The 17220-nt window shown below is 49.1% G+C and carries 14 protein-coding genes and 1 pseudogene; 7 read left to right on the top strand and 8 right to left on the bottom strand.

From position 1 onward, the window contains the following. Positions 1–69: 69 nt before the first annotated feature. The 7 genes from KP708_RS11795 to KP708_RS11765 form a co-directional block, all read right to left on the bottom strand. On the bottom strand, positions 70–894 hold the full coding sequence (locus KP708_RS11795; protein WP_010505685.1) for a hypothetical protein: 825 nt from the start codon (positions 892–894) through the stop codon (positions 70–72). 12 nt (positions 895–906) lie between these two features. Continuing rightward, on the bottom strand, positions 907–2232 hold the full coding sequence (locus KP708_RS11790) for a lipopolysaccharide biosynthesis protein (RefSeq protein WP_010505686.1): 1326 nt from the start codon (positions 2230–2232) through the stop codon (positions 907–909). Continuing rightward, complete coding sequence (locus tag KP708_RS11785; protein ID WP_010505687.1) at positions 2229–3029, bottom strand: dTMP kinase; 801 nt, start codon at positions 3027–3029, stop codon at positions 2229–2231. Before KP708_RS11785 ends, KP708_RS11790 begins: the two co-directional genes overlap by 4 nt. Then, the gene (locus tag KP708_RS11780; RefSeq protein ID WP_010505688.1) at positions 3026–3763 is read right to left on the bottom strand and encodes a hypothetical protein; all 738 of its coding nucleotides are present in this window, start codon (positions 3761–3763) and stop codon (positions 3026–3028) included. Before KP708_RS11780 ends, KP708_RS11785 begins: the two co-directional genes overlap by 4 nt. A gap of 398 nt (positions 3764–4161) precedes the next feature. Continuing rightward, a complete protein-coding gene (locus KP708_RS11775; RefSeq protein ID WP_215751272.1) occupies positions 4162–5685 on the bottom strand; it encodes an efflux transporter outer membrane subunit in 1524 nt (507 codons plus the stop codon). Between the two features lie 2 nt (positions 5686–5687). Continuing rightward, complete coding sequence (locus KP708_RS11770; RefSeq protein WP_215757187.1) at positions 5688–6599, bottom strand: HlyD family secretion protein; 912 nt, start codon at positions 6597–6599, stop codon at positions 5688–5690. A gap of 12 nt (positions 6600–6611) precedes the next feature. Beyond that, entirely contained in the window at positions 6612–6806 is a 195-nt protein-coding gene (locus KP708_RS11765; RefSeq protein ID WP_007284708.1) for a DUF1656 domain-containing protein, read from the bottom strand. 173 nt (positions 6807–6979) lie between these two features. Between KP708_RS11765 and KP708_RS11760 the strand changes: the two genes are divergently transcribed. From KP708_RS11760 to KP708_RS11750, 3 genes are read left to right on the top strand one after another with little or no spacing between them, the layout of a single operon-like run. Next, positions 6980–7489 (top strand): MarR family winged helix-turn-helix transcriptional regulator, encoded by a 510-nt coding sequence (locus KP708_RS11760; RefSeq protein WP_010505599.1) that lies wholly within the window; start codon positions 6980–6982, stop codon positions 7487–7489. Next, positions 7486–9489 (top strand): FUSC family protein, encoded by a 2004-nt coding sequence (locus KP708_RS11755; protein ID WP_026017757.1) that lies wholly within the window; start codon positions 7486–7488, stop codon positions 9487–9489. Before KP708_RS11760 ends, KP708_RS11755 begins: the two co-directional genes overlap by 4 nt. Position 9490: 1 nt before the next feature. Beyond that, positions 9491–9790, top strand: a complete 300-nt coding sequence (locus tag KP708_RS11750) for an EF-hand domain-containing protein (RefSeq protein ID WP_010505596.1) — start codon at positions 9491–9493, stop codon at positions 9788–9790. Between the two features lie 145 nt (positions 9791–9935). Here the strand turns inward: KP708_RS11750 and KP708_RS11745 are convergent, their stop codons facing one another. Further along, positions 9936–11558 carry an NAD-dependent malic enzyme gene (locus KP708_RS11745; RefSeq protein WP_010505595.1) on the bottom strand — a complete coding sequence of 541 codons (1623 nt, stop codon included), beginning with the start codon at positions 11556–11558 and terminating at the stop codon, positions 9936–9938. A 107-nt stretch (positions 11559–11665) separates the two neighbouring features. On the opposite strand from KP708_RS11745, the gene KP708_RS11740 reads away from it, so the two are divergent. The 4 genes and pseudogenes from KP708_RS11740 to KP708_RS11725 all read left to right on the top strand — a co-directional run bounded on the left by KP708_RS11740 (position 11666) and on the right by KP708_RS11725 (position 16031). Beyond that, positions 11666–12571 (top strand): LysR family transcriptional regulator, encoded by a 906-nt coding sequence (locus tag KP708_RS11740; protein WP_010505594.1) that lies wholly within the window; start codon positions 11666–11668, stop codon positions 12569–12571. A gap of 135 nt (positions 12572–12706) precedes the next feature. Continuing rightward, positions 12707–13229, top strand: a pseudogene (locus KP708_RS16050) (transposase); the annotation flags it as partial. Positions 13230–13491: 262 nt separating this feature from the next. Beyond that, the gene (locus tag KP708_RS15815) at positions 13492–15258 is read left to right on the top strand and encodes a Hint domain-containing protein (protein WP_026017755.1); all 1767 of its coding nucleotides are present in this window, start codon (positions 13492–13494) and stop codon (positions 15256–15258) included. A 440-nt stretch (positions 15259–15698) separates the two neighbouring features. Continuing rightward, on the top strand, positions 15699–16031 hold the full coding sequence (locus KP708_RS11725) for an SMR family transporter (protein ID WP_193391487.1): 333 nt from the start codon (positions 15699–15701) through the stop codon (positions 16029–16031). Positions 16032–17220: the final 1189 nt, after the last annotated feature.

Raw genomic sequence — 17220 nt, 5'->3', positions numbered from 1 at the left:
TGAGAAATTTTGGCAAAACGTAAATGATTATTTTCTATGGAAAATAGCATATCTGACTAATGCACTTTACTACCGAATCAGATGAATAATTTTATTTATTAATTTTTTGTCCAGTATAAAAATATTTTCTTTGTATGATCCTGGTGTAGAAATATTTTTTTCTACAAGGCGATCGTGATAATCGCCCATTTCTCCGTTGATATCAGCAAGATAGAGCGATATTTTATCGAGATAATGGCTAGAATGAAGAATGCGGAATGTATCATTGAAAGCAACACGACGGCTGATGATCTTTCTCAAATCATGAAAGTCCTGTGCCGTAATTTTTTCCTTTCTAACGATACTGTCGATTTTCGCGTTTTCCCTTTGATGGTAAGCAATCATATTTTTGTTGCTGTCCGGTAGAAAGCTCCGCATCTGAAATCGAACAAGTGCATAAAACGCTGGAAGTATTGTCAGGAATAAAATTGTCCCGATAATCCTGGTCCGTGCCATTTGCTGATTTTTAAAGGCATCCTGCATGTGTCCCATCAAACTGGTCACCAGATTAAGAGACCAGGGATACCGATGGCGTCGATCAAAATTTGCACATGCAAAGCGCAGATGTTTGAAGCGTGCGCGTACATATTTGAAATGCTGGCGCTGTTCGGCAGACTCTGTACCACCCTTTAAAAGGATATTGAGCACCAGAAAACGAAAGCGCTTTACGTCAACCCCGTCGTTTAAGAGTTGCCAGCAAATCCTGTATCCCGAAACACTCAGGTCCTCTGGATATTGAAAATAATCCCCATCGGGGTACTTGGCACCCGGGGAAGGAATATCGTCTTCCAATATATTCTGAAACAACCGATCCAGAAGGATGTGATCATAATGGGGCTTTCCGAGATTAATCATCAGAGATTTTTCTTATACGTGAGAGTGTGACGTTGAAATCTTCTGGCGCTTCCGAAAGGCCGTGATTGCAAACACGGCGCAGAAAAAGTGCAGGCTACAAATTCCGATAACATACGCCCATGCTGCGCCCCGAAGGCCAGAGTGCGGCAACAGAAAAACGAGAAGGATAAGGTAGAGAAGAACCGATGCAATTTGAGAGAGCAGAACTCTATGAGCGCGGCCAGCCATATATAGCAGGGATTCCAAGGGGAATGCGCCCATAGAAATGATCAGCGCTGGCGCCATAATCATCATCACATCTGCTGCGCTGCGATAATGATGGCCAAACAGTCCGATCAAAGGACGTCCTCCCAACCACACAATACCTGTCAGGGCAGCACCAATGGCTGCGGATAATCCGCCTGTTTTAAGGGCCAGGCGCCAGGGATGTGTACTGCCCGGATCCAATCGCATAATTTCCGGATAGAACCCTTTCTCCAGAAAACGTGCCGGTTTGACAGCGGACTCCAGAAGGGTTGTGGCAATCTTGTAACGTCCAGCTTGTACTGCCCCCAGAAAATCACCCACAATCAGGTTTCCGACGGGTGACCAGCAGGCATCAAGAGTCGTATTGAGATTGGTCAACCAGACAAATTTCCACACACCGGGAAGTCTTTTGGGGGCTTGAAGAAGGCTTGGCCTCAACGCGTTTATCATATTTTTTCTACGGATTTCGCGGACGGACAGTCCCCATAAAACCAGATCTCCGATCAGATCAGCCATATACCATGTGATCAGAAAAGAGACGAACGCACCTCCTGTCATCCAGCTGGTCAGTGCACCCAGCCCTCTCAGGGCTGGGGTAATAATCTGTTGTCTGGAGATCAGGTCAAATCGATCAAACAGTCGTAGAATTCCTGTCGGAGCGGCAGCCGTCATGGTCGGTATAAGGGTGCAATAGAATATCGCATCGAGACGATACGCTGGCTCGATACCGCAAAACTGTCCAAAGAAGACCAGAGCGACAACGCCTGCCAGCGCGCCAAGAAAACCTGAGGCCAGATCAAGCGCAATGGCAAACCGGATCGCGTCCTGTGGGGGCGCCGCATCCCCCAGCTCGAGCGGGCGCGCTCCAAATTTCAGGATCATTTGCCAGCTTTGGAATTTTGTCAGTGCGCCTACACCAATTGCAAAGGTGTGGATCAGTGTCAGCGTTCCAAACTGAGCCGGTGTTAAGGTCCGACTAGCGCAGATCAGCGCGCACAAACTGATGAGCGCCCCTAGAATTTTCGCAGTACCCAGTGATCCCGCATTTTTAAGAATGCTCCGAAACACCTGATCAGAATTTTTGAAAATCATGAGGATTGGACAGTATATCCAGTCTCTACATGCGAAAAATGACTTGCGAAAAACGGCTGTATTTCGTGCACGACCTGCGTCCAGACGGTCTGAAATGGGGCCGAGGCATCAATATTGACCATTCGGGCTCCACCAAATTTTAGCTGTTTCATGACTTCGGATTTGGTCTGCAAAAGCTCCAGATCGTGATCCGGTTTTCGCTGATGGGCAACCTGCGGCGAGACATCCAGATGGATAATCAGATCAGGGTGGTGCTCCGCCATTCGCTGGTACAGGCTTGCCTCAGATTTCCTGAGCCATGCGACAAAGAAATTACCTGGCTGCGCGGCAGACAGACCAGGCCCGTCACATGTTCCGGCAATTTCGGCTTGTGGATAGCGATCCGTCACAACAGTCAGGCCAGCACGGAGCGCATTTTGCATCTTCAGGTGATTAAAGTAACGCTTTAGCGAGAAGGCATAAACAACAAGCGCTGTCAGGGAGCCAGGGATTTTTTCTCCCTGTGTCCGTGTCGTTTTGGCTTTTTTACTGAGTTTTTTTTCCAGCATGTGACCGATGACAGGCAATTGCCCGATACGGCGTCCCAAATCTCCGGATCCAAGGCCCAGATAAACGTAGGTTGTTGGACGATCCTGGGCTAGTTCGATGCTGAGGTGGGACGTTAATGTCGTTTTTCCGCTGCCATCAGATCCGACAAAAGCAATCAATTTCCCACGATATCGGGGAATACGCAGAATATTTTTTGCGGGAGCCTGAAGAGAGGCCGGATGATGAGAACAATCTGTAAGGACGGTCATGACGCCGATATCCTGTGTTCAGGTGACGCTTTCCGAAGGATCGGGGCGATTGCGATTTTTGCCTGCTCAAGAATGCTTTCCAGAGGATCTGCGGAATTGAGGTCCAGCACTGGTGAGCCTGGAAATATCAGGAGAGGAACATCGTTGATTTTTCGTTCCAGAGAAGCTGGACGGTGATCGGGTTTGCGGATCAGGGCTGTCGGGAGATCAACATGCAGGCGAATGACCAGATCCGGAGGATAGTCTGCCATCCAGTCATAGATCTTCTGCTCAATTCGGGTTAGCCAACGAGCCATCCAACTCCGAGGCTGACGGGCCACAAGTCCCGGCCCATCCATGGGCCCCGGAATACTGGCCTGTGGATAGCGATCTGTCACAATGGCATAGCCTCGGATACGCCAGAAACGCATTTTCAAAAAGCGAGCCAGGCGACGCATGGAGAGCGTAAAAATAACGATGGATGTGAAGGCTCCAGAGCCTTTCTCTGTCCGGACAGAAGACGACTTTCGCACAATTTTCTGATCCACCCGTTTTCCCAAAACTGGAATTCTGGCAATCCAACGTCCCCAGTTTCCGGTCTGTTTTCCAAGATGGCAAAGGCGGGTTGGATATTGTTCAGACATCCATGCCAGCAGCGCGGAACCGACAGTCGATTTTCCGCTCCCATCTGCGCCTACGACCGCAATTAATGGAGCAGCAGGGCGCAGTGGAAACTGTCGGCTACCGAACATCATGAGCAGAACGTATCCTTTTAAGGGGCAAAAAACGGTCTCAAGCCGATTCCGGAAACCGGGTAGTTTATGGCGAATTGTAATATAAATTTCAAGATCCATGACCGAACGGTTCGGTTTTTTTTGATCTTGCAAAAACAGCCTCTCACGATCTGCTGAGATACTCCTGCTTGGAAAACAGTCTTGCGTAAGACGGAGAAATGTTTTCCGCCGCTTCAAACTTTTTAATAGTCGACAGCTTCCAGATTTTAATTTTCCCATTTCCAATGGACCCGACAGGTTTTGGAAAAGACTTATGACTGGCGATATATTTTTCGAGCTTCATGGCAGACCATGCCCATCTTCGAACAAGATCTGACCTCGTGAGGTATTCTGGGGCATATAGCTGGTGATCCATAATATTATTCCGTAAAGGCGCGCGCTAGAGCGTTCTGCTTCCCGATTTCAACTGGCAGGCGCGTATCTGTGAGCTGACGTCCCTGCCAGCCAGCGCCCATGGCTGTATAAAGTGCAATAGCATCGCGCAGGCGCGCCGTGCGCCCGACAACGGCCTGATCCTGCGCGGTCAGAGCCGTCTGCTCGGTGGTCAGGACATTCAGATACCCTGTCAGACCAGCGCCAAACAGCTTCTGAGCCCTGTCACGGGCCAGACCGGAATCCCGGGCAGCGTCTTCAAGCTGACTGACCAGTTCATCATCATGCCGCCAGTCGCCCAGTGAGTCTTCAACTTCCTCGAACGCCTTGAGCACTGTCTTGCGATAGACCAACCGGCTGGCTTCTGCTTCTGCACGGGCCTGAGCAATCTCGGCGGTATAGCGACCACCATGAATGACAGGCAAAGACGCCATCATCATAAAGCTCCAGGCCATACCGCCCATCTGGAACGCCTGATAAGCCGCCGAGGCGTTCGGGTTGAACGTCAGCGGGATCATGAACTTCGGATAGAGGTTCGCGACCGCTACACCCACCTGCGCGGTATCAGCAGCATAATGCGCCTCAGCCGCCCGAATATCCGGGCGATTGGCCAGAACAATCGACGGCAGGGACGCAGGGAACGTCGGAACCGTTGGCAGCGGTTTGCGAACATCCAGCTCCTCTTCCAGCTTGCCGGGCATTTCACCCAGAAGCACGGAAATCGCATGGATCAGTCGCTCTTCCTGCGAGTGGAGAGGGGCAAGCCGTGAGCGTTCGAGATGCTCTTCGGTCTGCGCCTGCGCTACAGCCAGTGTATTGCCGAGACCGTGCGTATAAAGCTTTTCCGTCAATTCACGCGAGCGCTGCGCCACATCAATGCTGCGCTCCGTAACGGCCAACCGCTCCTGCACGCCGCGAAGCGATACATAATCCGACGCCAGTTCAGACAGCAGCGAAACCAGAATGGCGCGACGGTTTTCAATGGACTCTTCAACCAGCCGCTTGCGCTCTTCCACCTGACGGGAAATATGCCCGAACAGGTCAATTTCCCAGCTCGCACGCGCACCATAGGTTAAAATCGAGGCGCTCGGTCTATTGACCGAATTACCATTGGCATCAAGAGTACCTGGACGGACAGGCCAGTTATCGACATTGATGGAGTGACGGTCATCACCGCCGCCCATAGCCGCATCAAGCTGCGGATACCAGGCTGCCTGCGTCTGTCGACGGACAGCACGCTCGGACACGATATGCTGGGACGCAATCTGAAGGTCGTAGTTCCCTTTGATCGCCTGCTCGACCAGTTCGTTCAGCATAGGATCGTGGAATTGCGCCCACCAGTCCTTCATGTCCGCTTCCGTGCGGGCAATCTCCTCTGCCGTCACCGAGTGAGGCTGCTCAACGAAAGAGTCAGGCACCTTGATCCTGTCTGGCTTGAAATTCGGCCCGACAGTGCAGGCCGTAAGCGACAGACAGGTGCTAAGAGCGAGGGTAAGGAGTTTGCGGGACATAATCAGAGATGATTCTGCAGCCAGGTGGTCAGCTTGCCACGGGCGCCMGGCGTTTCGCGGCCGATCGTGACRGTYGCGGTCATACCGGCCGCAAGGGTGATTTYCGGCGGAACGTTATCCAGTTCCAGACGAACCGGAATACGCTGCGCCAGTCGGACCCAGGTAAAGATCGGATTCACGTCCGGCAGACCCAGACGGTCAGACACGCCGTTACGATCATTAATACCACGACCAATGCTGACGACATGCGCAGGAAGGATCTGCTTGTATCCCATCAGCTTCACACGGGCTTCGTCACCAACATGCACGCCGTGCATCTTGGTTTCTTCAAAGTATCCGTTGATCCAGTAACTGTGCGCGTCAATCACTGCCAGACCAGGCTGACCAGCATGGGCATAGTCACCGACACGAAGATTGAGGTTGGTAATGTACCCATCAACTGGCGAATAGACTGTCGAGCGCTGAAGATTGAGCAGAGCGGTATTCAGTTCAGCTTTCGCCGCATTGACCTTGGCCCGCTGCGTCTCGACATTCGAGTTGAAGTCTTCCTGCTCTTCAGCAGAAACAATGCCACCCAGCCCCATACGGCGCTTGGCGTCGGAGGAGCGAAGCTTCAGGTCTTCTTCCGCACCGGCAAGACGCGCACGAGCCGCATCAATATCAAGGCGGAAACGCACCGGATCAAGCACGAACAGCGGATCACCGCGATGGACGAACTGGTTATCCACTACGGGAACAGAGACCACTGTTCCTGACACTTCAGGGGCTGCATCCACGACATAAACGCGAACACGACCATCTCTGGTCCACGGCGCGAGAACGTAAATGTCCCACATGGTCCGGCCAAGGCCGATAGCCATGGCAAGGACAATCAGAGTCAGCAGAACGCGGATCACACTGCGGGTCCAGTTCATAGCCGACCCCTCCTAGACGTAAAGGATGAGCAGACAGAGAACACAGACATAGAGCGCTATTTCAAATAGAGCGACGTGCCAGAACCAGCTTAAGGCGCCGGTCCGCCACAGAATGCTTCTCAACAGCAATGTCACGAACACTGCTGCAACGGCATAGATTGAAAGGGGTGCAACAAAGACGCCGAAGAGATTAACTTCCGTCAGCATCTGCTCCCCCTCCCCGTTGATGAAATATTACCTGCGTGTTGGTTCACGTCTCACTCATCGCACGTCAGCCCCAGCAGAAATCCTGAGCCGACAAGATTAAAAAATTTTCCAAGCTCGCTCAAAACAAGCTGAAATCTATTTCCTTGGCGTCGTTTGTCATATAAAAAGGTTACATGTCAACAGATGATATGGAATCGGAAATGTCGAAATCTTTTACAGCCGCCTGCCTGGACCAGACGCGCTACCATGATATTTCCTTAACGTTCCACGTCATGCGTCTGGCAACCTTATGGCGTACGCATTTGGACCGGGTTTTGCGCCCCAATGGCCTGACGCTGGCGACCATGCGTCCCATGGCCTATCTGATGACCTCGAAAACGCCGCTAACGCAAAGCGATCTCGCTTCTTTGATCGGGGTCGATCGATCCGCTCTGGTCCGTCTGCTGGATGTTCTGGAAGCAGAAGGTCTGGTTATTCGCCAGACAGACACTCAGGACCGACGCCTTAAGATGGTTCTTCTGACATCCGAAGGTAAAAAACAGTGCAAGCTGTTTCATCGCCTGGCTGCTGACCTGGAAGCAGAGCTGACAACCGGATTGTCCATGAGCCAAAAGCTCACCCTGACAAAAGATCTGGATATGATGGAAGCGCTTCTCTCTGTTGATCATGGCGCGTCTGTATGACAACCATCGTTCGGAAGAAGCTTTGGTCGCCACAATCATTCTGGTTTTCAGAAGCACGATGGAGCGGGTTTTTAAAAACCACTGCTTTTACCGTTCGAGTGTGTCTCTCGATCGGCTTGGCTTTGCTGGTAGCATTTGTTGTTCAATTGGACTCTCCGATGAGTACAGTGACAACTGTGGTAATTGTCGCACATCCTATGGTTGGTGCACTGGTTTCCAAAAGCATTTGGCGCGTTTTGGGAACAGTGTTCGGAGCGGGTTTGAGTGTAGCCATTATGGGCTGTTTTGTTCAGTCTACCTGGCTTTATTTCGTGGCCTTGGCTCTCATCGTCGGACTAGCCTGCATGACCGCAAGTCTTCTAAGGCTGTATCGGGCTTATGCCGCTGTTCTGACGGGATATACAATCATCATTGTCGCATTTTCGTCATTTTCTCATCCTGAGAGCGTCTTCATGTCTGCGATGATGAGATTATCTGACGTGGTCATCGGCGTGGTGAGTACAGCCGTTGTTTTTTTAGCAACGTCTCCACGTCGAAGCCAACCCGTTCACGGGGCATTGAATGACGCTTTCCTAGCGGTTCTGGAACACGCAAAATCGTTTCATAGCAGTCTTACAGCTCTCTCTGTCGATGACGATTCAGATTTCAGAACGCTTCCTGTTGCACTCTATGATAGCCGTCAGGCCGTACTAAAGAAAATAACGGCACTGACGCCATTGCTGGAATATGCAGCATCCGATAATCCTGAAATCAAAGACCATCTTTCAAGCTATAAAATGGCGGTCCATCAAATGGCCGGTGTGATTGCGGGTTATCATCCCCACTGGAGCAACCTACACCAACCTCACGCCCGGTTTTACGAGATCCACGCCTACACAACACGTATGTTAAAAAACGTGATCGACGGTATAAAAAATCCGTCATGGCGGAACGATCCGGAATCAATCTTAAAAGCACTTGACCAAGGTATTCAGTCTCTAGAGTTATTTGAGGCAGAAGAAATGCTTACGGCCGCCAGTCTTGCATCTGTGCATAATGTCGAAAATCTTTTGTTGGCATTACGTCGCATCATCGAGGACCTCACAGAGAAAAAAAATCGGGTTCCAATGCGCGTATCTCCTTATCTGGAATGGCCGACAGCGCTCCGTAATGGAGCAAGAGGCATCCTGATCACGCTGCTTGCGACATTCATCTGGTATGTAACAGCGTGGCCGAATGGTCCTATGATGATGATGTATGTCATTGCAGCATCCAGCCTGCTTTCTACGGTGCCCTCAGCATCGAAGGCCAGTATGGCTATGGCGATAGGAACTGTGCTGAGCATACCTGCGACATGGATCTATCACGTTTATGTTCTGCCACTTATTAGCGGATACTGCTTGCTCTGGCTGAGTTTGAGTTTTTTTCTTTTGCCGGGAATTTGGCTACAGTTTCATCCGAAATATAGCATTGGTGCTTTCGGATACGCTGTCTTTTTTGCAATACAGTCTCTCGTAACCAATGAAATGGTTTATGATGATATCGCCTTAACAAATACCTGGATGGCCATTATCTGTGGTGCCGTTCTTCTGGTGCTCGTATTTCGAGTCTTTCTTCCTCCAAACCATGAATCTGATGCCAGAGTGATTATGAGATCATTGCGCAGAAGCGTGAATTTGTTAGCGACATCTTCGTCCCATCGTTTGCCTTTCGCAGAACAGTGGCAGGGAGATCAAATCCAGAAACTATCGCGATTGGCATTGAAACTGTCATTCCTGAGCCAGAAAGACCGTGCTCGGGACGTCCTGGATCGCGCCTTTTCTTTAGTGTCGCTCGGTAAGCTCATTCTGGAATTACGGCAAAATGCAGAAAATCCGTTCGAGAAAAGAGCCGTACGGATGTTTCTACAAGATGCCATCATAAGACGTCAGGAAATAACCTACGAAGCTTTTGGGAATAGAACCCTGTCAAGTGGCATCGAACAAATACAGTTTATTTTAAAAAATCTTCAGGAGATATAACATGTCTATCAAATACTGGAGAATTTTAGCTTTTGCCTTGGTATCATCATCATGTTCAGCGCAGGTTCAAACGAATGAAAATCAATCTTTTTCGATAGCTGACAAAAATCATGATGGAAGAATCTCTTTCGACGAGTTTGAAGTTTATGTTCGGGATTATCTTCGTGAGAAAAGTAGCTTTGAAGCGTCCGGATTTTCTATGCTATCCCATTCAACGCAAGAGGCAGTGCTAAAAGACCATTTCGACAAAATGGACGTCGGACATAAAGGTTATCTCCTTCCCAACGAATGGAAGAGATAGGGAAATTCCTCCGAAAAAAATTAGAGTTATTTACCATCCATTAATTTCCTACTAGAAAATATGGTAGTAACGGATGGTAAATAAATAGAATAGAAGGAAACTTTTCTATTAAAGATAACAGATATTCTTTCTATTTTTTTGTCATTCAGTATTCTGCTCGGTAGAGCTTGGCTTCAATCCAGTCCACGATATCCTCGGGTTCAGGAACTTGAGCCAGGCCCGATTTGAAGATTTGACGCGCGACCTTGATGGCCGTGTTGATCTCTACACGCAGGACATCTTTTTGCGGCGGGAAAAGCAGACCGTGGGCCCGTTGCTCCGGTGTGACCTGTTCAGCGGTCGCTCTGGCGGCTTCAAGGAAGACCTCGTCGGTGATGCGTCTTGCCTGTGTTGCCCAGACAGCCAGTGCCACGGCGGGGAAGATATAAAAATTATTGGCCTGCCCGGGGGTGAGCGTTTTGCCATTCAAAGTAACATCGTCGAACTGGACGCCAGCAGCGAAGAGGGCCCGGCCGTCTGTCCATCGATAAGCCTGTTCTGCGGTACATTCCGCCTTGTCGGTGGGATTGGAGAGCGCGAAAATAACGGGCTTGTCGTTAATGCTCGCCATGGTGCGAACGACTTCCTCGGTGAAGCCACCCGCGTTTGTGCTGACGCCGATCAGGACAGTGGGCTCAATGCCTTTGACTGCTTCCGCAAGGTCTTTCGTCGATGCATGGGCGTGGGCGAACACTTTCTGCGAGGGATTAAGATCCTGCCGCGAAGATTCGATCAGGCCGTTGATATCCATCATGGAAATACGGGCTCGGGCGTCAGCTTCAGAAAGACCTTCGTCCTGTAATGCACTCACGATCATATTCGCGATACCGATCCCCGCAGACCCTGCACCGTAGAACAGGATACGCTGTTCTTTCAGCGCCTCACCCTTGATCGACAGGGCGGTGTCGAGGCCCGCGATCGTAATGGCCGCAGTCCCCTGAATGTCGTCATTATAGCAAAGGATCTTGTCACGATATCGCGCCAATAGGCGGATGGCATCGTCTCCTTTCCAGTCCTCAAAATGTAGGCAGCAACGAGGATAAAGTTCTTGAATGGCTGTAACGAGTTCATCGACGAATGCGTCGAGTTCGTCTGAGGATGGAGGTGCCTGCCGCAGACCGAGATAGAGTGGATCGTCAATCAGCTCCTGATTGGTTGTACCGATATCCAGTAACATTGGCATCAGGCCCTGAGGTGGGATGGCGGCGCAGGCCGTGTAGAGCTGCAGTTTGCCGACTGGGATCCCCATGCCATTGGCTCCGATATCTCCGAGCCCCAGAATACGGCCGCCGGAACTGACGCAAATGAAGCGCACATCTTTTTCAGGCCAGTTGGCGAGCACATCCTTCACATGACCTTCATGGCGTAGCGAAAGATACATGCCCTGTGGTCTCTCGAAGAGACGGCTGTACTGACGGCAGGCATCAGCGATTGTCGGATCGTAAACAATGGGAAGAAAGCGCTTCGGATCAGACATCACAACCTTGAAGAACAGGGTCTCGTTACGCTGTGACAATCCGTTCAGGTGCAGAAAGCGCTCGAGATCGCTGCTCTTGCTGTCAAGCTGCCATAGGACGCGCTCCATCTGCCGATCAAGGGTTTCGATGGCGTCTGGCAGGAGGCCAAGCGTACCATTCGCGTACCGTTCCTCATTCGTGAAGGCAGTTTCGCGGTTGTGAACCGCGTCCAGAAGGGGGGGGAGTGAAGATACAGTGCGATTGTACGTCATGTCTGTCTCCATTCATTGATGAACTTATAATGGATGTGCGTTTATCGCGCTGGTAGTCGCATAAAAGACATTGTATCTGTGTTCAAAATGCAAAGATGGCACTCTCAATGCACGATGACGCCGGTGATCTGAGATTTTTCGTACTTCTCGTTGAAGCGGGAAATCTGACTGCAGTCGCGCGTCACCTCAACGTTTCGGCAGGAGCTTCCAGTCGAAGGCTGGCCCGGCTGGAGGAGCGGCTTGGCGTACGCCTGGTCACAAGGACATCAAGGCGCTTCGACCTGACGGACGAAGGACAGACGTTTTATGAGCGTGCTGCAGAGATCATGATTGATATCGAGGCGGCTGAAGCAGAGATTTCTGCCCACCAGCAAGAGCTTCGCGGTGTCCTGCGGATCGGAGCGCCCCTTGAACTGGGACGCCGCCGTTTGGCTGATTTTATCAGTGAATTTGCCGATCGTTTTCCGAAGCTGCGTGTGCATCTCCTCCTGTCAGACGAAGGACTGGATGTCGTTAACAGTCGCCTTGACCTGGCCATTCGGATTGGAATGCCAAATGAAGCGGGGACTGTCGCGACGAAGATCATGAATAGTGAACGGATCATCTGCGCTTCTCCAGCCTACCTCGAGAGGTTTGGCATGCCGACCACCCTTGCCCAGTTAACTGAGCACCGTTGTATTTGCCTGATGCGAGGGCATGAACTGGGGATGCTCGACCAGTGGAGACTATCTCGTTCGGGAGAAGATCAGATTGTCGAGGTAACTCCTCATCTCTCGACGACGAGCGGCGAAGTGGTGCATGACTGGGCCCTCAAGGGCAAAGGTATCGTGTTCAAAGTCTTGTGGGACGTCGGCGACGACCTGCAACGCGGCAGGCTGGTCCGTCTTTTTCCGGAGTACCAGGGAGAGACGATCGGATTGTTTGCAACGATGCCCAGCCGACGCAACGTCCCGCTACGCGTTAGAGCTTTTCTTGATAATCTAAGAGACTTCTTGGCGCCTCCTCAGTCTTGAGCGTATTCGGGGAGGTGAAGAGCGATCAGAAGGGCCGATCGCAAACAGTGCTGTCAGCTGGAAAGTTCTAAAAACCCCCTTGGTTATGATGGGTCCTCGATGATTCACTTTTTTATCTTGTGATGAGGGGGGTATTTGAAGCAGCCAGATTTCTTTAATGTTGAAAAATGGATTGCTCGACTGAGTAGGCTGGGTAATCAATTCGAAGCATTTTCTCGGACTGTGAATTTTGAAGTGTTCTGCCCTGATCTGGAGATGTCTCTGACCTGTTCAGACGGAAGAAAAGGCGGTCATTTCCCGTTTGATGCAGTGTTGGTATTCAAGATCCTGGTAATCTAGACGTTGTACAATTTTCCTGATGAGCGGACGGCATATCTGATCAACGATCGCCTGTCGTTCATGCGTTTAATGGGATTGGGGCTGTCGGACCGTGTGCCAGATGCCAAAACAATCTGTTCATTGGGTTCTTGGCTAAAAATCCCATGTCTCCATCAACCGGAAGTTCCGATTCATCCGGAAATGGAAAACGACGGATGCCCCCGCCAGTGATGGTGTGCGGTTGAGAGAGGGGCTGCTGGAAAAGACCACTACCGCTTCAACGGTACGGGCAGATACGGTTAATTTCTTAAAAAGCGATGAAGACTCCATAAAAAACAAATGTAGAATTATATTTCCATATCTCATCAGATAATCTAGTAAATAATTTTTCAATAAATTAAATATAAGAAAAGCCTTAATAATAAAACAATGAACAAATGTTGATTTATTTATAAACCAGAGAATATTAATATTAATTAATGAACCAAATATGATGTTTTTACAGAAACCATACATTCTGTAATTCATCACGCATACATCGTTGCTCTTTGCAACATATCGCGCTAAGACGTGTCAACGATAAATTAACGGAAGGATAAAAGATGTCGCTGCTATATGGATACGACCATACTGTCACGAAAAGCGGGAGTTACACCCTTGTTCCAGCTTTGCCTGTCCTTGGACTAATATCCATTGGCGGAGCGAGCGCTAATTTTTCAGGCAAAAACGTCAATGCTTCCGTCAATTTCTCTCCCTCGTTAATTTCCCTGGCAAACCCTTGGAGTGTCACCTCAAGCAACAACGCCTTTGTTACCGTTACCGGACTGACGGGTGGTGTTATTAATGCATTAACCGGAGCGACTTTCACTGCAAATGGAGGTACCATTTCCATGGATAGTGCCTCGACGATATCAGCCCTTTCTGGGTCGACATATAATATATCTTCTGGCGGAAAGCTGATCCTGAATTCAGTGCAGAACCAGGCTGCGATTTCTGCCTTAAGTGGATCCAAAGTCGCTTTCGGAAAAGGTGGCGGTACACTTCTGATTAACCCAGGAAGCAATGTATCCGTCATTTCTTTTCAAAGTATATCAGGATTTGAGAATGCGGGATCAACCATAGAAATTCCTGGTGCAACAAAGGTTGTTTCCGTTTCAAAGAACGGAAACAACACAAATATCGTCACAGATAATGGAAAAACAATTACGGTATCGGGAGATTTTTATGACTATGGAACAAACAATAATTTGTTCCAGTCATATCAGGATGGAAATTTATTTATTAGTTCGACCCCGTTAAATAACACAAGCCAGAACGGAGTCTTGGTTTGCTTCCTGAGGGATACGATTATTTCTGTCCCCAATGGAAAAAAAGCCGTGCAGGATATCGTCATAGGTGACGAAGTCCTCTGTTATAAAGACGGGGTGACATATACAGATATCGTCACGTGGGCGGGACATGCGCATTGTACGGTGCGACCGTATCTTCCACTGGATCAGGCAGGCTATCCCGTCCGTATTCTGAAGGACGCAGTATCCGACGGCGTGCCGTTCAAGGATATGCTCATCACAGCCGAGCACTGCCTGTTTTTTGATGGAAAATTCGTTCCGGCCCGTATGCTCGTAAATGGTCGTTCGATCTTCTATGACACGTCGATAACCTCTTACGATTACTATCACATCGAAACTGAAGAACATTCAGTTATCATGGCGGATGGTATGCTGACTGAGAGTTATCTTGACACTGGAAATCGTAGTGCGTTTCGGCAGGCTGGAGAGGTCGTGTCTCTGACACCTTCCCGTAATCTGTCCTGGGAGGATGCAGCAGCGTCTTTGACAGTGGCCCGTGATCTTGTCGAACCCCTCTTCCGTCAGATTGAGACACGAGCTGTTCACCGCAATTCCCCTCTTATGACTGATACTCCCTCCCTGACGCAGGAGAACGATCTTCACCTTGTCACAGATACCGGTGCAACGCTCCGTCCGATCCGTAAGAATAATGATCGGATTATGTTCATGATTCCGGCTGGTGTTGAAAACGTTCGGATTGTTTCAAATGCAAGCCGTCCGTGTGATGTTGTCGGACCGTTCGTGGATGACCGCCGTATGCTCGGCCTGCTGGTTGGCGACGTCCAGCTTTTCGAGGGAAACGCGACGCAGACCCTGACATCTCATCTGCAGGACATCGATCTGTCCGGATGGAATAATGTCGAGGACGGCATGTCGCGATGGACAAACGGAAGCGCGCTTTTGCCTCTTGGGACCCGGCCGATTGGAAGTATTGCTCTCATGGCGCTTCAGGTTCACGCTTCGGGACCATATTTGGCCTCAGGCGCTGAAGCTGCTAACCTGCACGCTCTACAGGCTTGATGTGACACCAACCCAGCGTCAGTAAACGCTGGGTTGGCACTACATTTGCGTTTTCTTGAGAATTCTGAATCTATGGGCAACCATAATTTGGAACGAGATGAGTGGCACGGCTGGCACCATCATGTCACGCTGGCCATGCTCACATGAACGATGATGGCGGCCGTGTGCTCCCGGGCCAACGCGCTCAAAAAAGCTCTCTGCCAACACGCAGGAGCTCATCCGATGGTCGATCCATGAAATCCGGCGTCGCGTCGTGAAGATCATCCAGGCCCGAATTTCGATCGCATACATCAAGTCGCAACATATCTCTCACATCTTAAAACGAAAGCGCAACTGTATTACCAGATACAGGACCCATTAATATGATTGCTGAATAAATGGGTTATTTTTCGGGTTCTTAAGAGGGGCTTTTGTTCTAAGGTAGCCAGGACTATTATAACATTATGAGTTATCTCTATCTCAGCATTGCCATCATTGCGGAAGTCATCGCAACCTCGCTTCTCAAGGCCTCTGAGGGATTCACACGTTTCATCCCGACAGTCATTCTCGGTGTCGGCTATCTTTTTGCGTTTTATTGTCTTTCGATGGCTCTCAGAGAGATTCCAACCGGGATTGCGTATGCAATATGGTCTGGTGTGGGAATTGTCCTTGTTGCCGTGATCGCTTGGGTCTTTCAGGGACAGAGCATTGATCTTCCGGGCATAATTGGAATGGTTTTGATTATCGCAGGTGTACTAATGATGAACCTCTTCTCAACAACAACAGGGCATTAAGGAGCCATTCGGAGCGCCTGAAACAGCTTCAGATCCTATACAACATTTTGTCTCGATAACCTCCAAGAGAAGGAGACTGAAGCTGGTAGCAATAGATATGGTAATCAATTCATACTGTAATTATAATGCATAATTTCGTCATCATTAACTCCATACACGCATTCTAATTTAGATAAATAACTCTTTATTTTATTGTATTTGTCATTTCTTATCCCTCCAATAACTATAGAATTTATATTTTTCATATTATATATAATATTGATTTTATTTTTATATAAAAATTTATCGATCTTTATATTACATTCACTGCTTTTATCATAAAATATAATGAGTCTTTTTTCATCTTTACGATTAGTATGGCACGAAGATAACAATATAAATGAAATAATAAATAAGCGCAGTGTCATAGGGGATGCCTCCTATCAGAGTTATTGATTGCGTATAGAACATAAATTCTGTATATTTTATCAATATTAGGAATCAATAATTTATTATTATGTTAAATTTTCTTATTTATTGAGTTAATATATCCGCTCCCGCTTTTTGGATGCCGTACATCAAACATTCCTTATTTTGGATGGTAAGCGACCTCACGTCAAATGCAAGTCACACGTACTACAATAATACTTCAGAAAGACGCCAAACCATCATCAAAACACGGGACTAAACACCTAAGCTCTTTTTAGCCCTCTTCTACGGAACTTCTGGGACTGTCTTTTGTCATTGTAACACGTGATAATATCCTCTTACCGTACTAAAAAAAAAGCCGGATAATGGCGGGTATAGCAGAAAAGCTTCTATGTGACGCGCGCACCAAAATTCTTACGATCTTGGCATTAAGTTACCCCAATTCGTCCAAAAGGTAATTCTCCGCCTTTTTCTGAAAATAGCTCCCCTCCTCACCCCCTATGTCCGTTAATTTCTATTATCGGACATAGGGGTGGAGCACCAAAAACAACCAGCAAAGCTCTCTTCGAGGCGTGTTCCACAAACCTTTGTCTATGAACAAAGGCGCCTCCGGGAAAGACAGTCTGATCGTCTTTGGCTCGCGACTGACTTGGGGGGGAAGCGGTCCGTCTGCTTTTGGACAAATTTCATTCGAAGAAGACGTTTTGTTGCGATGTTGACACGGCGTCTCGCCCGTAAGAGCATCAGGATTGTCGCAATAGAGCGAGCGGACGCTGAGTAA

The organism is Gluconobacter sp. P5H9_a (assembly GCF_018812085.1).
Taxonomy (GTDB): Bacteria; Pseudomonadota; Alphaproteobacteria; order Acetobacterales; family Acetobacteraceae; genus Gluconobacter.
Note: the sequence above shows the minus strand (reverse complement) of the source record. Positions and strands in the feature narration are given on the sequence as shown.

Excerpts from the sequence above, each read along its gene's own strand:
- KP708_RS11795 (WP_010505685.1), bottom strand. The coding sequence starts at position 894 with ATGATTAATCTCGGAAAGCCCCATTATGATCACATCCTTCTGGATCGG.
- KP708_RS11790 (WP_010505686.1), bottom strand. The coding sequence starts at position 2,232 with ATGATTTTCAAAAATTCTGATCAGGTGTTTCGGAGCATTCTTAAAAAT.
- KP708_RS11785 (WP_010505687.1), bottom strand. The coding sequence starts at position 3,029 with ATGACCGTCCTTACAGATTGTTCTCATCATCCGGCCTCTCTTCAGGCT.
- KP708_RS11780 (WP_010505688.1), bottom strand. The coding sequence starts at position 3,763 with ATGATGTTCGGTAGCCGACAGTTTCCACTGCGCCCTGCTGCTCCATTA.
- KP708_RS11775 (WP_215751272.1), bottom strand. The coding sequence starts at position 5,685 with ATGTCCCGCAAACTCCTTACCCTCGCTCTTAGCACCTGTCTGTCGCTT.
- KP708_RS11765 (WP_007284708.1), bottom strand. The coding sequence starts at position 6,806 with ATGCTGACGGAAGTTAATCTCTTCGGCGTCTTTGTTGCACCCCTTTCA.
- KP708_RS11760 (WP_010505599.1), top strand. The coding sequence starts at position 6,980 with ATGTCAACAGATGATATGGAATCGGAAATGTCGAAATCTTTTACAGCC.
- KP708_RS11755 (WP_026017757.1), top strand. The coding sequence starts at position 7,486 with ATGACAACCATCGTTCGGAAGAAGCTTTGGTCGCCACAATCATTCTGG.
- KP708_RS11750 (WP_010505596.1), top strand. The coding sequence starts at position 9,491 with ATGTCTATCAAATACTGGAGAATTTTAGCTTTTGCCTTGGTATCATCA.
- KP708_RS11745 (WP_010505595.1), bottom strand. The coding sequence starts at position 11,558 with ATGACGTACAATCGCACTGTATCTTCACTCCCCCCCCTTCTGGACGCG.
- KP708_RS11740 (WP_010505594.1), top strand. The coding sequence starts at position 11,666 with ATGCACGATGACGCCGGTGATCTGAGATTTTTCGTACTTCTCGTTGAA.
- KP708_RS15815 (WP_026017755.1), top strand. The coding sequence starts at position 13,492 with ATGTCGCTGCTATATGGATACGACCATACTGTCACGAAAAGCGGGAGT.